The sequence below is a fragment of the Rhodoblastus sp. 17X3 genome (genome assembly GCF_030056575.1).
In the GTDB taxonomy this organism is placed as follows: Bacteria; Pseudomonadota; Alphaproteobacteria; order Rhizobiales; family Beijerinckiaceae; genus Rhodoblastus.
The window spans coordinates 65,209-81,650 of sequence record NZ_JASHHX010000010.1; the positions used below are offsets into that span (position 1 = coordinate 65,209).

At 65.5% G+C, this 16,442-nt stretch carries 15 protein-coding genes; 6 read left to right on the plus strand and 9 right to left on the minus strand.

Translation table 11 applies throughout. The features are described from left to right. Positions 1 to 32 precede the first annotated feature (32 nt). The 7 genes from QM467_RS11155 to tkt all read right to left on the minus strand — a co-directional run bounded on the left by QM467_RS11155 (position 33) and on the right by tkt (position 8,269). On the minus strand, positions 33 to 824 hold the full coding sequence (locus QM467_RS11155) for an inositol monophosphatase family protein (RefSeq protein WP_283366396.1): 792 nt from the start codon (positions 822 to 824) through the stop codon (positions 33 to 35). Positions 825 to 970: 146 nt separating this feature from the next. Further along, a complete protein-coding gene (locus QM467_RS11160) occupies positions 971 to 1,888 on the minus strand; it encodes an SEL1-like repeat protein (protein WP_283366397.1) in 918 nt (305 codons plus the stop codon). Beyond that, positions 1,885 to 2,520: a thiamine phosphate synthase gene (locus QM467_RS11165; protein WP_283366398.1), complete on the minus strand. Its 636-nt coding sequence runs from the start codon at positions 2,518 to 2,520 to the stop codon at positions 1,885 to 1,887. The genes QM467_RS11160 and QM467_RS11165 overlap by 4 nt, the downstream gene beginning before the upstream one ends. Positions 2,521 to 2,621: 101 nt before the next feature. Next, complete coding sequence (gene fba, locus QM467_RS11170; protein WP_283366399.1) at positions 2,622 to 3,689, minus strand: class II fructose-bisphosphate aldolase; 1,068 nt, start codon at positions 3,687 to 3,689, stop codon at positions 2,622 to 2,624. A 233-nt stretch (positions 3,690 to 3,922) separates the two neighbouring features. Beyond that, on the minus strand, positions 3,923 to 5,116 hold the full coding sequence (locus QM467_RS11175; RefSeq protein ID WP_283366400.1) for a phosphoglycerate kinase: 1,194 nt from the start codon (positions 5,114 to 5,116) through the stop codon (positions 3,923 to 3,925). Positions 5,117 to 5,185: 69 nt separating this feature from the next. Next, positions 5,186 to 6,193 carry a type I glyceraldehyde-3-phosphate dehydrogenase gene (gene gap / locus QM467_RS11180; protein ID WP_283366401.1) on the minus strand — a complete coding sequence of 336 codons (1,008 nt, stop codon included), beginning with the start codon at positions 6,191 to 6,193 and terminating at the stop codon, positions 5,186 to 5,188. Positions 6,194 to 6,283: 90 nt separating this feature from the next. Then, complete coding sequence (gene tkt / locus QM467_RS11185; RefSeq protein WP_283366402.1) at positions 6,284 to 8,269, minus strand: transketolase; 1,986 nt, start codon at positions 8,267 to 8,269, stop codon at positions 6,284 to 6,286. Between the two features lie 341 nt (positions 8,270 to 8,610). On the opposite strand from tkt, the gene QM467_RS11190 reads away from it, so the two are divergent. Both QM467_RS11190 and QM467_RS11195 read left to right on the plus strand, forming a co-directional pair. Next, positions 8,611 to 8,985 carry a DUF4164 family protein gene (locus tag QM467_RS11190; RefSeq protein WP_283366403.1) on the plus strand — a complete coding sequence of 125 codons (375 nt, stop codon included), beginning with the start codon at positions 8,611 to 8,613 and terminating at the stop codon, positions 8,983 to 8,985. Beyond that, positions 8,986 to 9,351 (plus strand): cell division protein ZapA, encoded by a 366-nt coding sequence (locus tag QM467_RS11195; protein WP_283366404.1) that lies wholly within the window; start codon positions 8,986 to 8,988, stop codon positions 9,349 to 9,351. An 8-nt stretch (positions 9,352 to 9,359) separates the two neighbouring features. Here QM467_RS11195 and QM467_RS11200 read toward each other — a convergent pair whose 3' ends face one another. Further along, entirely contained in the window at positions 9,360 to 10,142 is a 783-nt protein-coding gene (locus tag QM467_RS11200) for a helix-turn-helix transcriptional regulator (protein ID WP_283366405.1), read from the minus strand. Positions 10,143 to 10,410: 268 nt separating this feature from the next. Here QM467_RS11200 and QM467_RS11205 point away from each other — a divergent pair, with 268 nt between their 5' ends. The 4 genes from QM467_RS11205 to QM467_RS11220 all read left to right on the plus strand — a co-directional run bounded on the left by QM467_RS11205 (position 10,411) and on the right by QM467_RS11220 (position 15,420). Next, positions 10,411 to 11,544: an E22 family MetX-like putative esterase gene (locus tag QM467_RS11205; RefSeq protein WP_283366406.1), complete on the plus strand. Its 1,134-nt coding sequence runs from the start codon at positions 10,411 to 10,413 to the stop codon at positions 11,542 to 11,544. Positions 11,545 to 11,612: 68 nt separating this feature from the next. After that, entirely contained in the window at positions 11,613 to 12,218 is a 606-nt protein-coding gene (locus QM467_RS11210; RefSeq protein WP_283366407.1) for a hypothetical protein, read from the plus strand. Positions 12,219 to 12,308: 90 nt separating this feature from the next. Continuing rightward, on the plus strand, positions 12,309 to 13,424 hold the full coding sequence (locus QM467_RS11215) for an acyltransferase family protein (protein WP_283366408.1): 1,116 nt from the start codon (positions 12,309 to 12,311) through the stop codon (positions 13,422 to 13,424). A 73-nt stretch (positions 13,425 to 13,497) separates the two neighbouring features. Then, positions 13,498 to 15,420 carry an ABCB family ABC transporter ATP-binding protein/permease gene (locus QM467_RS11220; protein WP_283366409.1) on the plus strand — a complete coding sequence of 641 codons (1,923 nt, stop codon included), beginning with the start codon at positions 13,498 to 13,500 and terminating at the stop codon, positions 15,418 to 15,420. A 105-nt stretch (positions 15,421 to 15,525) separates the two neighbouring features. Here QM467_RS11220 and QM467_RS11225 read toward each other — a convergent pair whose 3' ends face one another. Then, a complete protein-coding gene (locus tag QM467_RS11225; protein WP_283366410.1) occupies positions 15,526 to 16,413 on the minus strand; it encodes an alpha/beta hydrolase in 888 nt (295 codons plus the stop codon). Positions 16,414 to 16,442: the final 29 nt, after the last annotated feature.

The window sequence follows — 16,442 nt, forward strand, 5'->3', positions numbered from 1 at the left end:
AATGCGCGCTGGCCGAGCGAATATCGCCCCCCTCAGGCCTTTTTAAGAAGATCGAGCAGCTGCTTGTGGATGATTTCATTGCCACAGCAGACCGACCCGGAGCCGAACAGATCCTGCTTGCCGTCGGCGTCGGTCAGATAGCCGCCCGCTTCGCGCACCAGCACGATTCCCGCCGCCATGTCCCAGCTCTTGAGGCCGCGCTCCCAGAAACCGTCAAAGCGGCCCGCCGCGACGAATGCAAGATCGAGCGAGGCCGCGCCGAGACGGCGCACGCCGCCCGCCCGGGTCATGACCGAGGACAGCTCCAGCTTGAAGCGCGGATGAATCTTGGCGGCGGCGAGCGGCGGAATGCCGGTGGCGATCAGGCCCTCGGAGACGTCCCGGCGCGCGGCGACGCGGATGCGGCGGTTGTTGTAATAGGCGCCCTGCCCCTTTTCGGCGACGAAAATATCGTCAGTGGCCGGATTGTATATCACGCCCGCGACCATCTGGCCCTCGCGTTCCAGACCGATCGAGACGGCGAAGATCGGCAGGCCGTGAAGGAAATTGGTGGTGCCGTCGAGCGGATCGACATGCCAGACATGGCTCTTGTCGGAGCCCTCGACAATGCCGCCTTCCTCGAGCACGAAGCCATAGCCGGGGCGGGCCTTGGACAATTCCTCGAAAATCGTCCGTTCCGCTTTCTTGTCGGCGATGGTGACGAAATCGCCCGGTCCCTTGACCGAGACCTGGAGGTTTTCGACCTCGCCGAAGTCGCGCTTCAGGCCGCGCCCCGCCTTCAGGGCGGCGGAGGTCATCACATTCATAAGTGCGGAATTGATCATGGGGCTTTCCGGGGCCTGTCCCTGTAGGGACGGCAAAGGCGAACGGCAGGCGCGCAGGCGAAGATCAGGCGCGATACGAAAGTCTCAGGTGATTTGCCCTGCGCGAGCGCCCGCGTCAAGCCGAGGCGCAGGCGACGCCTCGTGGATCATTTGCCGAGATAGGACTTGATCGCCGTCTCGACCTTCTGGCGCTCGTCCTGGGTCAGCTTCCCCGTTTCGGAATCGAGCCAGGGGTCGCGCAGCCCGGCGGAAGCCGAAAGAATGGCCCATTTCGCCGCCTCGACGTGATCCGGCTTCACGCCGCGCCCCGCGAAGAGCATGCGCGCGATACGGTTCTGAGCCACGGGATTGTTGCGATTGGCGGCGCGCAGCAGCCATCTGGCCCCGCCCGCCTCGTCCGCCGGAACGCCGTCGCCATTGAACAGCACGATGCCATATTCGACCTGCGCGGCGAGGAAATCCGCCTGCGCCGCGCGCAGCATCCATTGCGCCGCCTGGGTCCGGTCCTTCTCGACGCCTTTGCCCTCGCGGTAGAGCAAAGCCAGCGAATAGGCGGCGTCGGCGAAGCCGAGGTCGGCGGCGCGGCGGAAATCCGCCGCCGCCAGCCTGAAGTCAGAGGCGACGCCATTGCCTTCGAGCGCGATGACGCCAAGATTGAACCAGGCGCCCGCGTGATCCTGCGCGGCGGCCTTCTCGAACAAGGCCCGCGCCTGCGCGACGTCTTTTTTCTCGCCGTCGCCGGCCATAAAAGCGTTGCCGAGGACATATTGCGCGTTCTTGTCGCCGGCCTCCGCGGCAAGCTTGTACCACCGCATGGCCTCGTCGCGCTTTTGCGGCGCACCGACGCCCGACGAATAAAGCTCGGCGACAAGGGTCATCGCCGCCGCGTCATGGCTGTCGGCGTCGATGCGCTTCATCGCCTCGTCGAAAGCGGTGCGGAAATAACCGCGTTGGAAGGCGCCGAAGGCGAGGTCCGGCTGGCCCGGCGCAAGAATGGCGCAGGCCGGGCTGGCGGCAACGACGGCCGCGGCCAAAAACGCAAATCTGGCGGCGTGACGTTTCAAGCCCGCGCCTCCGCCCGGTCGAGCGCGGCCTGGGCTTCGGCGACCGCCGCGGCGGGACCGCGCGGATCATCGAAAATCTTCGCCCCCAGCGCCACGAATTCGGCGCCCGAACCAGCGAGCGGCTCCACGTCGGCCAGTTCATGCGCTACGGCGATGCAGGGCACATTGAACAGCTCAGCCCACCAGGAAGCGCGTTCAAGAATCTCGGCGGCGCTTTCGTCGCCCGGCTCAAGGCCGCCGAACATCAAATAATCCGCGTCGCTCTCGCCGGCCGCCATGGCCTCGTCGCGATTGGCGAGCGCGCCCACGCCCACGATGCGCTCCGGCTTGAGACTGTCCAGCGCGCCCGCGAAATTCTCGCCGACGCCCTCAATATGGACGCCGTCGGCGCCCGCGCGGGCGGCCAGTTGCGGATCGTCGGGCACCAGCACGGCTGCGCCGGCATCCTGCACGAGCGGCGCGAGCGATTTGACGATCTTCTTGCGCGCTCCTTCATCCTGCGAGGCGAAGCGCAGCAGCACGCAGGCGACGTCGCCCGCGCCGAGCGCGGCCTCCAGCGCAGGCGCGAAGCCTTCCGCATCGGCGATCGGCGGCGTGATGAGATAGAGGCGTGGTTTGATAAAGTCGATCATGGCTCGCCGAGGGAATGGCTCAATTCAAAGGCAAAAATGGGGCCGCGGCAAGCCGCGGCCCCATCGCGATTCTGTCGGACGAAAACCGCCCGGAACGCCGCTCAGGCGGCCTTAGTGGCCAATTCGCCGGCGGCGTAGCGCTTGGCCATTTCGCCCAGCGTGAAGACTCGTCTGATCTTCGACGCCTGGCCGGCGGTGTTGAACTCTTCCAGTCGCTGGCGGCAGATCTTGGTCATGGCGTCGGTCGCCGGCTTCAGATATTTGCGCGGGTCGAATTCGCCAGGATGCTCCGCGAAGACTTTTCTGATCTGGCCGGTGATCGCCATGCGGTTGTCGGTGTCGATGTTGATCTTGCGCACGCCGTGCTTGATACCGCGCTGGATTTCCTCGACCGGCACGCCCCAAGTCTGGGGCATCTTGCCGCCATAGGCGTTGATGATGTCCTGCAGGTCCTGCGGCACCGAGGAGGAGCCGTGCATGACCATGTGCAGGCCGGGCATCTTGCGGTGAATTTCCTCGATGACGTTCATCGCCAGGATGGCGCCGTCGGGCTTGCGCGAAAATTTATAGGCGCCATGCGAGGTGCCCATGGCGATGGCCAGCGCGTCGACGCCCGTCGCCTTGACGAATTTCACGGCGTCGTCGGGATTGGTGACGAGCTGGTCATGCGACAGCTTGCCCTCAAAACCGTGGCCGTCTTCCTTCTCGCCCATGCCGGTTTCGAGCGAGCCGAGCACGCCGAACTCGCCTTCGACCGAGATGCCGCCAAGATGCGCCATGTCGGCGACATATTTCGTGACGCCAACATTATAGTCCCAGTCGGCCGGGGTCTTGCCGTCCTCTTTCAGCGAGCCGTCCATCATCACCGAGGTGAAGCCGGCCTGCATCGCGGTGAAGCAGGTCGAGGCGCTGTTGCCATGGTCCTGATGCACGCAGATCGGGATCTGGGGATAGATTTCGACGCAGGCGTCCATCATGTGCTTGAGCATGACGTCATTGGCGTATTGGCGGGCGCCGCGCGAGGCCTGGATGATGACCGGCGCGTCAACTGCGGAAGCCGCCGCCATGATGGCCAGCGCCTGCTCCATATTGTTGATATTGAAGGCCGGAACGCCGTAATCGTGCTCGGCGGCGTGGTCGAGCAGCTGGCGAAGGGTGATACGAGCCATGCGCGATCCTCTCCATTTTTGAAATCTGATAGGCGCGCGTTTAATGCAAATGGCGTCCGTTGGGAAGCAAGCCCTTTGACGCAGCCTTAATGCGCGGCGCCGGGATGTTCGCCGACATCAAAGCCGGGAGTTCGTTGGCGCTCGCTATCAACGGCCTGCATATCAAGACGTTCCGAGGCGTTCGGCGATGCGAACGGCTGTTTGCGGGACAGCCGTTCGCATTCATTCGCAGGTCAGGCGCGAAGCGCCTCGACGCCTGGCAGGACCTTGCCTTCCAGCCATTCGAGGAAGGCGCCGCCGGCGGTCGAGACATAGGAGAAATTCTCCGCCGCGCCGGCGTGATTGAGCGCCGCCACGGTGTCGCCGCCGCCGGCCACGGAAAGCAGCTTGCCTTCCTGCGTCAGCCGCGCGGCGAAACGCGCCACGGCGTTGGTCGCCGCATCAAAGGGCTCCAGCTCGAAAGCGCCGAAGGGACCGTTCCAGACCAACGTCTTGATCGCGCCCAGCACCGCTTCGACCTCCGCCGCCGATTTCGGGCCGGCGTCGAGGATCATTTCGTCGTCGCCGACATGATCGACGCTGACGACATGCGACGGCGCATGGGCCCTGAACTCGGTCGCGACGACGGCGTCGATCGGCAGAACGATCTGGCATTTGTTGGCGGCGGCGTTTTTCAGGATATCGCGCGCGGTGTCGAGCAGGTCCTTCTCGCAAAGGCTTTTTCCCACCTTCTTGCCCTGCGCGGCGAGGAAGGTATTGGCCATGCCGCCGCCGATAATCAGGAAATCGACCTTTTTGGTCAGATTGCCGAGCAGCTCCAGCTTGGACGAGACCTTGGCGCCGCCGACGACCGCGCCAACCGGGCGGGCCGGCTTTTCCAGCGCCTTGGACAGAGCCTCGATCTCGGCCTGCATGGTGCGGCCGGCATAGGCGGGCAGCTTGCGCGCCAGCCCCTCGGTCGAGGCGTGGGCGCGATGCGCGGCGGAAAAGGCGTCGTTGACATAGACGTCGCCGAGCGCGGCCATTGCCTCGACGAGCGCGGGGTCGTTCTTTTCCTCGCCCTTGTGGAAGCGGGTGTTTTCCAGCAGCAGGAAATCGCCGTCGGCCAGCTTGGCGATGGCCTCCGCAGCCGGCGCGCCGATGCAATCCGTGGCGAAGGCGACCGGCTTGCCGAGATGCGCGGCGAGCGCGGCGGCGACGGGCTTGAGCGAATTGGCTTCGTCCGGCCCGTTCTTCGGACGTCCGAAATGGGCGAGCAGGATGACCTTGCCGCCCTTGCCGGAGATTTCGTTCAGCGTCGGCAGGATGCGGTCGATGCGTGTGGAGTCGCTCACCTTGCCGTTTTCCATCGGCACGTTGAGATCGACGCGGACAAGCACGCGCTTGCCCTTGAGTTCAGCAGAATCCAGGGTGCGAAAAGCGGACATGGCGGCCTCGAGCGAAAGAAATGAAGAAAAAAGCGCGCTTCCGTTATGGAAGCGCGCCTGAAATTTCGTTCAGATCAGCTTGGCCATCGCGACGGCCGTGTCGGCCATGCGGTTCGAGAAGCCCCATTCATTGTCGTACCAGGACAAGACGGACACCAGCGTGCCTTCCATGACCTTGGTCTGATCCATGTGGAAAATCGACGAATGGGGGTCGTGGTTGAAGTCGATCGAGACGTTTTTCTCGGTGGTGTAGCCGAGCACGCCCTTGAGCGGGCCTTCGGCCGCCGCCTTGATGATGGCGTTGATCTCGTCCTTGGTGGTCGCGCGCCTGGCGATGAACTTCAGGTCGACGACCGAGACGTTCGGGGTCGGGACGCGCAGGGCGAAACCGTCGAGCTTGCCATTGAGTTCCGGCAGCACCAGGCCGACGGCCTTGGCGGCGCCGGTCGAGGTCGGGATCATCGACAGGGCCGCCGCGCGGCCGCGATAAAGGTCCTTGTGCATGGTGTCGAGCGTCGGCTGGTCGCCCGTATAGGAATGAATGGTCGTCATCATTCCCTTTTCGATGCCGACGGAATCATTCAGCGCCTTCGCGACCGGCGACAGGCAATTGGTGGTGCAGGAGGCGTTGGAGACGACCAGGTGATCCTTGGTCAGCTTGTGGTGGTTCACGCCATAGACCACCGTCAGGTCGGCGCCGTCGGAGGGGGCGGAGACGAGGACGCGCTTGGCGCCGGCGGTCAGCAGGGTCGCCGCCTTGTCGCGGGCGGTGAAGATGCCGGTGCATTCCAGCGCGATGTCGACGCCCAGCTCGCCGAGCGGCAAGGCGGACGGGTCCTTGATCGCGGTGACCTTGATCGGGCCGGTTCCGACGTCGATGGTGTCGCCCGAGACCGTAACCACGCCGGGGAAACGGCCATGGACCGAGTCATAGCGCATCAGATGAGCGTTGGTCTCGACCGGGCCGAGATCGTTCAGGCCGACGACCTGAATGTCGGTGCGGCCGGACTCGACGATGGCGCGCAGGACGTTGCGGCCGATGCGGCCAAAACCGTTGATGAAGACCTTAACCGTCATTTCGATGCGCTCCTTGAATGATCCCGTCAAAAAACGGGGGCGTTTTGCATCGCCCCTTTCAATTCCGGCGTAGTTGGGCGCGGAATTGCGTTAGAGGCCCTTTAATCCGTTTCGCGCTGCACAAGCAACCGCGGCGGAGTCGATTCCGAAGGCTTCATAGAGCTTTCTAAAAGGCGCGGAGGCTCCAAAGCCGGTCATTCCGACAAAAACGCCCTCGCGGCCCAGGAAAATGTCCCAGCCCATGGCGATGCCGGCCTCGACCGCGACGCGCACTGGCGCCGAGCCGATGATCTCGCGCCGGGCCGCGTCGCTTTGCCGCAGGAACAGTTCGAAACAGGGGACCGAGACGACGCGGGTCGCAACGCCCTCGGCTTCGAGCGCCTTCTGCGCGTCGAGCGCGATCTCGACTTCCGAGCCGGAGGCGAACAGGGTGACCTTGGCGGGACCCGAGGCCGGCGAAAGCTCATAGGCGCCCTTGGCCGAGAGGTTTTCGGCGACGAATTCGCGGCGCACGGCAGGCAGGTTCTGGCGGGTGAGCGCCAGCACGGAGGGCGCCGCGCGATTTTCCAGAGCCGCCTGCCAGCATTCCAGCGTCTCGGTCGCGTCCGCCGGACGGAACACGAGCAGGCCGGGAATGGCGCGCAGCGAAGCCAGATGCTCGACCGGCTGATGGGTCGGGCCATCCTCGCCAAGGCCGATGGAATCATGGGTCAGCACTTCGATCGAGCCGATTCCCATCAGCGCGGCGAGGCGCAGCGCCGGACGGCAATAATCGGCGAAGGCCAAAAACGTCGCGCCCGAGGGGATCAGGCCGCCATGCAGCGTCATGCCGTTGACCGCAGCCGCCATGCCATGCTCGCGGATGCCCCAATGGACATAGCGTCCGCCATAGTTTCCGGGCGAAATGGCCGGGGTGGCCTCGACCTTGGTGTTGTTGGAGCCGGTGAGGTCCGCCGAGCCGGTGATCAGCTCCGGCACGGCCGGCGCAAGAATTTTCAGCGCGGCTTCCGAGGCCTTGCGGGTGGCCACGGCCGTGTCCATGCTGGCGAGGCGGCGCTTTTCCGTCGCGACGGCCTCGGCCAGAGCCGCCGGGAGGCGGCCTTCGAGACGGCGCAGGAATTCCGCGCGCCTGGCTGGCTCCAACGCGTCGACCTTGGCCTGCCATTCAGCTTGGGCCTTGGCGCCGCGCGCTCCGGCCGCGCGCCAGGCGGCGAGAATATCGTCCGGCACTTCGAACGGCGCATGGGGCCAGTTCAGGGCGGCCTTGGTTCCCGCCATTTCCTCGGCGCCCAGCGGTTCGCCATGGGCCTTGGACTTGCCCGCACGGGTCGGCGCGCCGAAGCCGATCACGGTCTTGCAGGCGATGAGGGTCGGCTTGTCGGATCTCTGCGCGGCTTCCAGCGCGGCGAGGATCGCGACCGGATCATGGCCGTCCACGCGGGTCGCCGCCCAGCCGGCGCTTTCGAAACGCTTCAGCTGGTCGACCGAATCGGACACCGAGATCGCGCCGTCGATCGAAATGCCGTTGTCGTCCCACAGGACGATGAGGCGGTTCAGCCGGAGATGGCCGGCGATGGCGATGGCCTCCTGCGAGACGCCTTCCATCAGGTCGCCGTCGGAGGCGAGAACATAGGTGCGGTGATCGACCAAATCGCCGAATTCGGCGGCAAGCATGCGCTCCGCCAGCGCGAAGCCGACTGAGGTGGCGAGGCCCTGCCCCAGCGGGCCGGTGGTCATCTCGACGCCCGCCGTATGGCCATATTCCGGGTGGCCCGGGGTCTTCGAGCCGAACTGGCGGAAATTGCGGATTTCCTCCAGCGTCATGCTCTTCTCGCCGGAGAGATGGAGCAGCGCATAGAGCAGCATCGAGCCGTGGCCGGCTGAAAGCACGAAACGGTCGCGATCCGGCCAGGCCGGGTCGGCGGCGTTATATTTCAGAACTTTGGTGAACAGGACCGTGGCGACGTCGGCGGCGCCGAGCGGCAGGCCGGGATGGCCGGACTTGGCCTGTTCGACGGCGTCGATGGAAAGCGCCCGGACGGCGTTGGCCAGAGAGGCGCTGCTGACTTCGGTCATTTCAGGATTCCGATGGTTTCGCTTGGCGCGTTGGCGTTTGGCGGGTTGGCGTTTGGCGGGGTTGATATCAGGTCGCGCCCCCGAGTCAAAGCTTCACCGGGTCAAAGGGCGAAGCCGTCAAAGCGACGCCGCGTCCGACCGCCCGCGCGCGGCCGATCCAGCGAAAATCGGCTCGCGGCGCCCGATTTCCTGTGGCCTCAGCCGGGAACCACTTGGCGGCGGCTGGGACGATGCTAGATTGTTGGTTAAATTGTCGGCTAGAGTGTTGGAATCGCCCGTTCTCGCGCGCGGCGCCCGACCTGAGCCGCGAGATGAACCGCAAGCCGATCTGAAAGCCGCACTTGTCCCCGACGCTGAACGAACAGACGCCAGCCGAAGTCGAGAGCGCCGCCCCCGCGGCTGCGGCGGATCCGCGCGGCGAGCGGCTGGGGCCTCAGGAACGGCTTGACGCGGCGCGGCGCCGGCTGCGGGCGGCGCTGGAGGGGCTCGACGCCGCCGTGATCCGCCAGGCCGAGCGGGCGATCGAACAGGCCGACCAGACCGCCGAATATTCCGCCTTGCAGGACGATCGCTCCCGGCTGGCGCTGGAAGTCGATTCCGCCCTCAATCGAGTCCGCGCGCTCGAAGGCGCCAATGGCGAGGCCGCGCGTCGGATCGAGCGCGCCGCCGCCGCCGTGCGCGCCGTGCTGGCCGCCGATTCCGGCGAGGAGGCCTGAATGGCGCAAGCCGTCGTCATGATCGCGGGCCGCACCTATCGCATGAATTGCGATGAGGGCGAGGAAGCGCATATCGAATCGCTGGCGCGGCTGGTGGATTCCAAGATCGATGAATTGCGCGGCGCATTCGGCGAAATCGGCGACCAGCGCATCACCGTCATGGCCGCTCTGACCGTCGCCGACGAACTCGTCATGACCCGCAAGAAACTGGCGGCGGAAGTCGAGGCGGCCGCGCAGGCGCGCGAGGAGACGGCGCAATTGCGCCTGCGTCTGGACGAAAGCGCGGCATGGGCGGCGGCGGCGCTTGATGACGCGGCGGCCGAGGTGGAGGCCGCGACCCGGGCGCTGAACGACGAAGGCTCCTGACGCGGCGTCTATTCGACGTCGGGGCCCTCGCCCTTCGACAAGGCGCGGATCTGCTCCATGTCGAACTGGGCCAGCATGACGATGGCGCGGGCGCGGTTATAGACCTTCAGCTTGCGCAGGATCTCGCCGACATGGGCCTTCACGGTCGTCTCGCTGATGCCGAGTTCATGCGCGATGACCTTGTTGGGCAGGCCCTCGGCGAGCAGCTCCAGCACCTTTTTTTGCCGTGCGGTGAGCCTGTTGAGACGCGAGAGCAGGGAATCGCCCTCCTCCGGCGGCCCGCGATCCGGCGGCGCCATTGCGCCGGACAAGGCGCGCAGGTGCCGGTTCAGCGGGTCGGTCATCATCGACGCCATCTTGCGCGCCGAGGCGAAAAATTCCGTGACGCGCTCATTGACGGTGTCGCGCTGGCGGCGCGCCAGCTCGATCTGGCGGCTGGCGAGTTCGCCCGGCGTCTGGGCGGCGCCCAGAGCCTCGAAGAGGTCTATGGTCGCGAGCGCGCTGTCATGGATCGAGCGCAACGCCCGCGCCTGGAGATCCTCCAGTTCGGCCGCGATCTTCACATTACTGCATTCCACCGATTCGGCGGCCTCCTCGACCGCGGTCTGCAGCAGGCCATAAGCCATGCGCACCTGACGGGCGAAAAGGTTCGAAGTCGCATGCGGATCGTCGGCGGCGGGACCGGGCAGCGGTTCACTCGAAAGCGCGCCATCTATATGCGACGCCGTCAGCAGATTCCGCCCCTGCGCGACCCGCGCTTTGCTGCTGCGGCTGTCTTTGACGATGGGCATCTGGCGACCTTGAATTGACGTGAAAGGGGCGACCGGCAAAGCGCCGCGGCGAGCTTCCATCATTCCAATGCTGCAATGCAGCATTTCAGCAAGGTGCGGCTATAGTACTTTCTTACATCCTCGTCGCGCGGCCCTGATTTTTCCCCCGCCTTCGTCCTCCTGAACAATCTCGGCGCGCGGCGGGCGAACGCCTGCGGGCCTCGAAATATTCACGAAAAGAATATAGTGCCGATCAGGCCCCATTCCAACGCTCCCGAAAGGACAGCACGTGGCGGAAGATCTCCTGGTCACAAAGCAGCGTTTCGAGCTTCCCGAATTGCGCACGGTCGGCGGCGCGACGGTCCGCGACGTCGCGGTGGGCTATGAGACCTATGGCGCGCTCAACGCCGCCCGCGACAACGCCATTCTCGTCGCGCATTATTTTTCCGGCACGAGCCACGCGGCGGGCCGCTATCGCCCGGACGACCCCCTGCCCGGCTATTGGGATTCGATCATCGGGCCCGGCAAGGCGGTCGACACGGATCGCTATTTCGTCATCGCTTCCGACACCCTGGTCAATTTCAACGCCAACGACCCCAATGTCGTCACCACCGGCCCGGCGAGCCTCGACCCCGCCACGGGCCGTCCCTATGGCCTGAGCTTTCCCGCCGTCGCCATCGCCGATTTCGTGCGCGTGCAAAAGGCTCTGGTCGATTCTTTCGGCATCAAGCGGCTTCATGCGGTGATGGGCCCCTCGATGGGAGGGTTGCAGACCTTCGAATGGGCGGCCTCCTTCCCGGATTTCATGGAGCGGATCATTCCAGTGATCGCCGCCCCGAACTTCAATGGCTGGCTCACGGGCTGGCTATCGATGTGGACGCAGCCGATCCGGCTCGATCCCGACTGGCGCGGCGGCGCTTACTACGACGGAGCGGCGCCGCGCGCCGGACTCGAAGCCGCGATGCGGATCATGACCTTGCACGCCTTGCATAGCGAATGGGCCGACACCGCCGGCGGGCGCGCCGTCGCGGAAGGCGGCGATCCCGCCGACATCGCCTCGACGCCCTTCGCCATCGACAAGACTCTGGAAGAGGCCGTGCGGGCGCGTGCGCCGATGGCCGACGCCAACCACATGCTCTATCTCGCCCGCGCCAACCAGACCTATATCCCCGGCGCCGGGGCGGGCGCGGCGAGCGTCGCCGAAGGCCTTGGGCGGATCAAGGCGCCGACGCTGCTGATCTACGCGCCTGACGATCTGGTCTTTCTGCCCGAATGGGTCGAGGCGACCGCGAAAGCCCTGCGCGGCCAGGGCGTCGCGGTCGAAACCGCCCAACTCGCCGGTCCCTATGGCCATTACAACGGCATCATGCGCATCGCCGACGCGGGCCCACAGATCGCCGATTTCCTCGCGCGGCGGATTTAGGCCATAATCGCACTGGCTCACGCCCGATGGAGCCGCAATTTCGATTTTCCGCGCGGGGCGTTTTCGCAATGAACAAGAAAAGCAATATGGCGCCGATGGATTCAGGCGCAGGGACGCCCGACGAAAGCGTCGCCCCCAAGAAGCGGACAACGCCAAAGAAGCGGGCGGCCGGCTCGGCGGCGCGCGGCGCCAAAAAGGCCGCCGCCAAGAAGAGCGTCGGCAAGAAGAGCGTCGGCAAGAAAGGCGGATCAAAGAAGGCCGCCGCCAAAAAGCGTTCGTCGGGCGGCCTGAACCTGTTCCTTCCATTAGCCAAGGCGCGCAAGCTCGCCGGAGATCTTTACGAGGCGGCGGGGCTCGCTTTGTGGACCGAAGCGATCGCGTCCGCCGAGGAGCCGAAGAAATCCGGGCTCGTCCATCTCCAGGACTCGATCTGCGACGCCGCCGATTTCCTGCGCGAAGCCAAGGCGTCCAACCCCCGGCACCTACAACTGTTCTGGGTCGCCTGCCTGGACCGCAACGGCCTGCCCTCCACCACGCCGCGCTTCGTCACGGCGGCGACCGAGGAAGACGCGCTGGCGATCTGGCGCGAGGCGTTCAAGGGCGAATATGGCCGCCGCCGCCCGCACGCCTGGCCGGTTCCGGCGCTGGCGCCCGCCCCCGGCGTGCATGAATGACGCGCGCCGGCGTTTCCGCGCCAAAGCTTGCCGATCGGGGGCGAAGCCCCTAAGACGGCGGTCGACAGAAGCGATCGGGGCCGTCAATCGATGATCTATCTGGAGAAGGCGCGCGGCAGGGACAATAATTTCAACCTGATCCGCGTCGTGGCCGCCTTCATCATCCTGTTCATCCACAGCCGCGCGCTGCTCGGGCTCGAACCCGCGGGCGATCCACTTTACCCGCGCCTGGTCGAACTCGGCGGCGCGGCCGTGGACACCTTTTTCTTCACCAGCGGCTTTCTCATCGCCGGCAGCCTGTTTTCGCGCGCCAATATCTTCGATTTCGTCTGGGCGCGCTTCATGCGGGTATTCCCCGGCCTGTGGGTGATGCTGCTGATCACGGTGACCGGCCTCGGCCTGTTCGTCGGAACCCTGCCTGCGGCCGAATTCTTCGCCTCGCCCGCCACCCATGACTATTTCTGGCGCTGCGCGACGCTCATCAATGGCATCCGCTACAAATTGCCGGGCGTTTTCGAGAGCAATCCCTTCGGCGCCGGCGTGAACGGCTCGCTCTGGACGCTGCCGGTCGAATGGCGGCTCTACGAATATATGGCGGCGGCCTGGGTTCTCTTCGCGCTCAAGCCGTCCTGGCGCCCCGCCGCCTTTCGCTATGGCGCGCCGCTCGTGGCGCTGATCCTGGCGATCGTCGCTTTCACCAAGATCGAGATCCATAACGGGCGCGACAATATCGAAGCGCCCATGGCGATGTTTTTCTTCGGCGCCGCTTTCTATTTCTGGCGCAGTCACGTGCGGCTTTCCTATTATCAGCTGGCCGCGCTGGCCGCAGCGCTCGGCCTTGCCGCGCTCAACCGCCACGCCTTCCTTGCGGTCTATATGCTGACGCTTGGCCCGATCGTGCTGCATATGGCCTATCTCTTCGGCGGGCCGATTCGCGCTTATAATCGCCTCGGCGACTATTCCTATGGCGTCTACATCTACGCCTTTCCGATCCAGCAAAGTCTCGTCGCGCTGATCCCCGGCCTGACGCTGACGGGCATGAATCTCTATGCCTGCGCCCTGAGCCTGACCTGCGCGGCGCTCTCGTGGCGGCTGGTGGAAAAGCCGGCGCTGGCCGCGAAACTCATTCCCGCGCAGGCGACCGAGCGCCTGTTCGAACGGCTCCGCTTCGAGTTTCTCGAATGGCGCCGCCGCCGCATGGCCTGATCGCGCGTTGGCGCAACGGCGCGCACGGCCTATATGGGAGAAGAAATTTCCCCCCTCCAGCCCAAGGGCAGGAATGCGCGACTTATCCGCCGACAAGAAAGATGCAGCCAGGGGTCCCCGCCTCGGGCGGGTGCTGATCCGGCTCTGGCCCTATATCTGGCCGCGCGAACGCGCCGATTTGCGCCTGCGCATCTTCGCATCGCTGGCGCTGCTGACGCTCGCCAAGCTGGCGACCGTCGCCGTTCCCTTCGCCTTCAAATGGGCGACCGACGCGTTGGTCGCCCTGCGCGCGGGCGACGCGTCCAGTCTGTCTCTTCTCGCCGCGCCGCTCGCCCTCACCCTGCTTTACGGCGCATTGCGCATTCTCATGGCCGGTCTGACCCAGGCGCGCGATGCGGTCTTCGCCGATGTCGCGATGAACGCCGTGCGCCGCCTTGCCGTGGATGTTTTCGTGCATCTCCACGCCTTGTCGATGCGGTTTCATCTCGAACGCAAGACCGGCGCGCTGACCCGCGTGCTGGAGCGCGGCCGCAACGCCATCGAAACACTGACGCGCATGGTCACGCTCAATGGCGTGCCGACGGCGCTGGAATTCGCCCTGATACTGGGGGTGATGTTTTTCCAGTTCGACTGGCGCTACGCCGCGATCACGACCGGGACCATCGCCGCCTATCTCGCCTATACGGCGGCGGCGACGAACTGGCGCATCGGCATCCGCCGCTCAATGAACGAAAGCGATTCCGACGCCAACGCCAAGGCGATCGACTCCCTGCTCAATTACGAGACGGTCAAATATTTCGGCGCCGAACAGCGCGAGAGCGCGCGCTATGACCGCTCGATGGAGCGTTACGAGCGCAACAGCGTCCGGAGCTACGTCTCGCTGGCGGTGCTCAATTTCGGTCAGGCCTTCATCTTCACGCTCGGCATGGTCGCGATCATGTCGCTTTGCGTCAAAGGCATAAGCGAAGGCCGCAACAGCGTCGGCGATTTCGTCATGCTCAACGCGATGCTGATCCAGCTCTACCAACCGCTCAATTTCATGGGCATGCTCTATCGCGAGGTCAAACAGGCGATCATCGACATCGACATGATGTTCGACATCCTCGAAACGCCCAATGAGATCGCGGAGGCGCGCGACGCGCCCGCGCTGGTGGTCAAGGCGGGCGACCTGCGGTTCGAAAACGTGCATTTCGCCTATGATCCGGCGCGGGAAATCCTCCGCGGCGTCGATTTCGAGGTTCCCGCCGGCCGCACGCTCGCTATTGTCGGCGCCTCGGGCGCCGGCAAATCCACCATCTCGCGGCTGATCTTCCGCTTCTTCGACCCGCAGCAGGGCCGTATCCTGATCGACGGCCAGGACATCGCCAGGGTCTCGCTGGAGTCCCTGCGCGGAAAGATCGGCATGGTCCCGCAGGACAATGTGCTGTTCAACGACAGCGTCCGCTACAACATCCTTTATGGCCGCCCCGACGCGACCGACGCGGAAATGCGCGCCGCCGCCGCGCAGGCGCAGATCGACACGTTCATCGAAAGCGCGCCCGGCGGCTATGACGCCCAGGTCGGCGAACGCGGCCTGAAGCTGTCGGGCGGCGAGAAACAGCGCGTCGCCATCGCCCGCACCCTGCTCAAGGCGCCGCCGATTCTGGTGCTGGACGAGGCGACCAGCGCGCTCGACACCTTCACCGAACGGGAAATTCAGGGCGCGCTGGACGAAGCCTCGCGCGGTCGCACCACCATCGTCATCGCGCACCGGCTCTCGACGGTGGTCAACGCCGATGAGATCCTGGTGCTCGACAAGGGCCGGGTGATCGAACGCGGCGGGCATGAGAGCCTGTTGGCGGCGGACGGCGCCTATGCGGCCCTGTGGCGGCGGCAGGCGCGCGAGGAAGAAGAGTTGGCGGCCTCGCCGCGCGAAGAGGCGCCGATGGCGGAATCCGACGAGGATTCCCTGCGTCGCGACCGCGACGAAGCCCTGCTGCGGGCGTCCGAGATCTAGGTCATTTCTCGCCTATGGCGAGTCCCTCGCATAAGCTCGGCGTCGCATCGGCTCCTAAGAGCTGTTCCCGCTTCACATGAAGCGGGAACAGCTCTCGTGAAAGAGTCAGGCCAGCCAGCGCCGCGCAAAAAGCCCGACATGGTCCAGCGCCTGGCGGCCGGGCTCAAGTCGCGCGTTCCACAAGGGCCACGCGTGGATCATTTGCGGCCAGATTTCGAGCGTGACCGCATTTCCCGCCGCGCCAGCCGCCCCGGCCAGTCGTGTCGAATCCGCCAGCAGGGTTTCGTCGGAGCCAACCTGGATCAGCAGCGGCGGCAGCCCGCTCAAATCGGCGAAAAGGGGCGAAATGCGCGGGTCCTTGCGGTTCGCGCCCGCCGGAACATAGGCCTGCGCGAGTTCTTCGAGATAGGCCTTGTGAATGAGCGGATCGACCGCGTCCTTGCTCGCCATGGCGTCGCCGGACATGGTGAGGTCCGTCCAGGGCGAAGCGAGCCAGCCGCAGGCCGGCGCGTCTTCGCCGGCGTCGCGCAGATGCTGTAGCAGCGCGAGCGTCAGGCCGCCGCCCGCGCTGTCGCCGCCAACGACGATCTTGCCGGCGGCGATTCCCTGCGCGCGAAGATAATTCCATGCCGCGATCGCGTCCTCGATCGCGGCGGGAAAGGGATGTTCCGGCGCCAGCCGATAGCCGATCGCCAGCGTGCGCAAGCCGCAGGCGCGGCCAGCCTCCGTGACCATGCGGCGATGGCTCAGTATCGAGCCGGAGCAATAGCCGCCGCCGTGAAAAAAGAGCAGGATTCCGGAAGGATCGGCGCCCGGGACGCTCGAAAATTCACCCGGCGTCTCGCCGATATCGACGCTTTCGAGCCTGACGTCATCGGCGACCGGCCATACCGAGCCGACCTCATCGAGGCGCAGCCGCCGTTGTTCCCAGCCGACCGGGCGGGGTTTCGACCCCAACAAGGCGCGAATGGCGTCGATTTCGCTCTGTCCCATCGGTCCTGCTCCGATGTTGCGGCACGCTT

Excerpts from the sequence above, each read along its gene's own strand:
- QM467_RS11155 (WP_283366396.1), bottom strand. The coding sequence starts at position 824 with ATGATCAATTCCGCACTTATGAATGTGATGACCTCCGCCGCCCTGAAG.
- QM467_RS11165 (WP_283366398.1), bottom strand. The coding sequence starts at position 2,520 with ATGATCGACTTTATCAAACCACGCCTCTATCTCATCACGCCGCCGATC.
- fba (WP_283366399.1), bottom strand. The coding sequence starts at position 3,689 with ATGGCTCGTATCACCCTTCGCCAGCTGCTCGACCACGCCGCCGAGCAC.
- QM467_RS11175 (WP_283366400.1), bottom strand. The coding sequence starts at position 5,116 with ATGTCCGCTTTTCGCACCCTGGATTCTGCTGAACTCAAGGGCAAGCGC.
- gap (WP_283366401.1), bottom strand. The coding sequence starts at position 6,193 with ATGACGGTTAAGGTCTTCATCAACGGTTTTGGCCGCATCGGCCGCAAC.
- tkt (WP_283366402.1), bottom strand. The coding sequence starts at position 8,269 with ATGACCGAAGTCAGCAGCGCCTCTCTGGCCAACGCCGTCCGGGCGCTT.
- QM467_RS11195 (WP_283366404.1), top strand. The coding sequence starts at position 8,986 with ATGGCGCAAGCCGTCGTCATGATCGCGGGCCGCACCTATCGCATGAAT.
- QM467_RS11200 (WP_283366405.1), bottom strand. The coding sequence starts at position 10,142 with ATGCCCATCGTCAAAGACAGCCGCAGCAGCAAAGCGCGGGTCGCGCAG.
- QM467_RS11210 (WP_283366407.1), top strand. The coding sequence starts at position 11,613 with ATGAACAAGAAAAGCAATATGGCGCCGATGGATTCAGGCGCAGGGACG.
- QM467_RS11215 (WP_283366408.1), top strand. The coding sequence starts at position 12,309 with ATGATCTATCTGGAGAAGGCGCGCGGCAGGGACAATAATTTCAACCTG.
- QM467_RS11220 (WP_283366409.1), top strand. The coding sequence starts at position 13,498 with ATGCGCGACTTATCCGCCGACAAGAAAGATGCAGCCAGGGGTCCCCGC.
- QM467_RS11225 (WP_283366410.1), bottom strand. The coding sequence starts at position 16,413 with ATGGGACAGAGCGAAATCGACGCCATTCGCGCCTTGTTGGGGTCGAAA.